We start from the raw sequence: 3674 nt of genomic DNA on the forward strand, positions 1-3674 counted from the left end.
GTTCACCCGCGGCATCGAGCTGAACGTTCCGCTCGTGGCGGCGGCCATGGACACGGTCACCGAGAGCGACATGGCGATCGCGATGGCCCGCGCCGGCGGCATCGCGGTGCTCCACAAGAACATGTCCATCGACCGCCAGGCGGCGGAGGTGGACCGGGTGAAGCGCAGCGAGAGCGGGATGATCATGAATCCGATCACGCTGCGCCCGGGCGATACCGTGCGCGAGGCCACGGCGCTGATGCGCCGGTTCAGCATCTCGGGCGTGCCGATCGTGGACGACGAGGGGCGGCTGGTGGGTATCATCACCAACCGCGACCTGCAGTTCGAGAAGCAGCTCGACCGCACGCTCAACGAGGCGATGACCAAGGACCGGCTGGTGACGGCGCCCCTGGGCACCACGCTCGACGAAGCCGAGCGCATCCTGGCCAAGGGGCGGATCGAGAAGCTTCCGGTGGTGGACGAGACGGGCAGGCTCAAGGGGCTGATCACCGTCAAGGACATCCACAAGCGGCGGCAGTTTCCCACGGCGAACAAGGATGAGCACGGGCGCCTGCGGGTGGCGGCGGCGATCGGGGCGGCGGGGGACTTCCTGGCCCGGGCGCGGGCGCTGGTCGAAGCCGGCGTGGACGCGCTCGTCATCGACACCGCGCACGGACACGCCGACGGCGTGCTGCGGGCCACCGCGCAGGTGCGCGAGAAGTTCCCCGCCGTGCAACTCATTGCCGGGAACATCGCCACGCGCGAGGGCGCGCGGGCGCTGGTGGAGCGCGGGGTGGACGCGGTGAAGGTGGGCGTGGGGCCGGGCTCGATCTGCACCACGCGCGTGGTCACCGGCGTGGGCGTGCCGCAGCTCACGGCGATCTTCGACGCCGTGGAGGGCGCCGACGGCGTGCCGGTGATCGCCGACGGCGGCATCAAGTATTCGGGCGACGCGGTCAAGGCGCTGGCCGCCGGCGCGTCCAGCGTGATGATGGGGTCCATGCTCGCCGGCACGGAGGAGAGCCCGGGCGAGGCGTTCCTGCTCGAGGGGCGCCGGTTCAAGATGGTGCGCGGCATGGGATCGCTGTCGGCCATGCAGGACGGGAGCGCCGACCGGTACTTCCAGGAGGGCGAACTCTCGCCCAAGAAGCTCGTGCCCGAGGGGATCGAGGGGCGCGTGCCCTACAAGGGTCCGGTGGGCGACGTGCTGTTCCAGATGGTGGGCGGGCTCCGCAGCGGCATGGGCTACGTGGGCTGCGGCAGCATCGACGAGTTGCGCACGCGCACGGCGTTCGTGCGGATCACGGCGGCGGGACTGCGGGAGTCGCACCCGCACGACGTGACGATCACGCGGGAAGCGCCGAACTACTCGCTGTGAGCACCGGACGGGCCCCTGCAAGGGGGCCCGTCGCGCATCGGCCCGGCCCATTGACAAACCACGGGCCGCGGCGACAAGTTCTGATTTGCATACAATCCGGGCTGCCCCGCCGGACTGTGTGTCCCCACCACCGGGCGGCGCGACTGCCGCCCCTTCGTATGTAAATCCCCGGAGAATCTGACATGGGCCTCACGTCCACCAAGAGCCTCGCCGTACTGCAGACCGAAGCGAGCGCCGAAGGTGCGAACAACCTCAAGCGCGTGCTCGGTGCGTGGAATCTGACATTTCTGGGCATCGGCGCGATCATCGGCGCGGGCATCTTCGTGCTCACCGGCACCGCGGCGGCGCAGTACGCCGGTCCGGGCATCGTGCTCTCGTTCGTCGTGGCCGGGCTGGGCTGCTTGTTCGCCGGCCTCTGCTACGCCGAGTTCGCGGCGCTCATTCCGATCGCGGGCAGCGCCTATACCTACGCCTACGCCACGCTCGGCGAGTTCATCGCCTGGATCATCGGCTGGGACCTGATCCTCGAGTACCTGTTCGGTGCCGCGACCGTGGCCGTGGGCTGGTCGGGGTACTTCACGGCGTTCATGAACGAACTCGGGTTCCACCTGCCGCTCGCGTGGACGCAGGCGCCGCTGGACGTGGTCGGCACGCACGACCTCGTGCGCAGCGTGCTCTGCATCAATCCGGCCACCAACCAGGCCGTGGCGCTGGCCGCGGACGCCTGCGTGGCCGCCGGGAACGTGGTGTCGCACGGCATGCTGAACCTGCCGGCGATGATCCTCATCGGCCTGATGACCACGCTGCTGGTGGTCGGCATCAAGGAATCGGCCAACTTCAACAACCTGATCGTGATCACGAAGGTGTCGATCGTGATCCTGGTGATCGGCTTCGGCTTCATGTACGTGAAGACGGCCAACTGGCATCCGTTCATCCCGCCCAACAACGGCCACTTCGGAGAGTTCGGGCTCAGCGGCATCGTGCGCGGGGCGGCGGTGGTGTTCTTCGCGTACATCGGATTCGACGCCGTGAGCACCGCCGCGCAGGAGGCCAAGAATCCGCAGCGGGACATGCCGATCGGCATTCTGGCCTCGCTCCTGGTGTGCACGGTGCTCTACATCCTGATGGCGCTGGTGATGACGGGCCTGGCCAACTACACCACGCTCAACGTGCCGCACCCGGTGTTCGTGGCCATCGAGGCCGCCGGTCAGCCGCTCCGGTGGCTCGCCTACTTCGTGAACATTGGCGCCATCCTCGGCCTCGCCTCGGTGGTGCTGGTGATGCTGATGGGCCAGCCGCGCATCTTCTTCTCGATGTCGCGCGACGGCCTGCTCCCCGCGGTGTTCGGCAAGGTGCACCCCAAGTTCCAGACGCCGTATGTCACGACGATCCTCACGGGGTCGGTGGCCGGCGTGGTGGCCGGGCTGTTCCCGATCGGCCTGCTCGGCGAGCTGGTGTCCATCGGCACGCTCATGGCGTTCGTGATCGTATGCGGTGGCGTGATCATGCTCCGGTACAAGCGTCCCGAGCTCGAGCGGCCGTTCCGCACGCCGTTCGTGCCGCTGGTGCCGATCCTCGGCATCTTCACCTGCGTGTTCATGATGGTCTTCCTGCCCATCGACACCTGGATCCGGTTGGCCGTGTGGATGGCGATCGGCCTCGTGGTGTATTTCACCTACGGCAAGTCGCACTCGCACATCGGCCGCGCGGCCGAGGCCGCGGGCGACTGAGCCTCGAAGGCATTACCTTTGAAACGGCGCCCGGTCCGGGCGCCGTTTCTCTTTCTCCCCCATCTGCCGTGGCCGAGTTCGACGCTCTCTCCGTAGCACCCGCGCGACGCGACGCGATCCTCCGGCTGGCCGAGTTCTGGAAGCCCGGCACGGTGGCGGCGCTGTCCACGCACATCAACGCCGACGGCGACGGGTGCGGCTCGGAAACGGCGCTGGCCCGGTTGCTCGCCCAGCGCGGCGTCACGGTGCGGATCGTGAATCCCACCCCCTGGCCCGACCTGTTCGCATTCCTGCTCGACGACGACGTGCAGGACGCCACCGCCCAGGGCGCCGAAGCGTTGCTCGCGATCGACGAGCTCGTGGTGGTGGACATCAACGACGTGACGCGCCTGGGCACCCTCGCGCCCGCCGTGCGCACGCTCACCGTGCCGCGGCTCGTGATCGACCACCACGTGGTGTCCAACGATCCCGCCGGCGAGGTGCTGTTCAGCGATCCCGCCGCGTGCGCCACCGGCGAACTGGTGTTCGACCTGGCGCGCGTGCTCGACCTCGACATCACGCCGGCCATCGCGCGGTCGCTGTACACC

The 3674-nt window shown here is 68.6% G+C and carries 3 protein-coding genes; all 3 read left to right on the forward strand.

Features of this window, described 5'->3' with window-relative positions:
- Positions 1-1357, forward strand: a 1357-nt coding sequence (gene guaB / locus VNE60_11305; protein HVB32104.1) for an IMP dehydrogenase, incomplete at its 5' end; no start/stop codon positions are given.
- A 182-nt stretch (positions 1358-1539) separates the two neighbouring features.
- Positions 1540-3087, forward strand: coding sequence for an amino acid permease (locus tag VNE60_11310; GenBank protein HVB32105.1), 1548 nt, complete (start codon positions 1540-1542; stop codon positions 3085-3087).
- A gap of 68 nt (positions 3088-3155) precedes the next feature.
- Positions 3156-3674 (forward strand): DHH family phosphoesterase (locus VNE60_11315; GenBank protein ID HVB32106.1); only part of this gene is annotated, 519 nt, incomplete at its 3' end.

Source organism: Gemmatimonadaceae bacterium (genome assembly GCA_035533755.1).
Classification (GTDB): Bacteria; Gemmatimonadota; Gemmatimonadetes; order Gemmatimonadales; family Gemmatimonadaceae; genus JAGWRI01.

Excerpts from the sequence above, each read along its gene's own strand:
- VNE60_11310 (HVB32105.1), top strand. The coding sequence starts at position 1,540 with ATGGGCCTCACGTCCACCAAGAGCCTCGCCGTACTGCAGACCGAAGCG.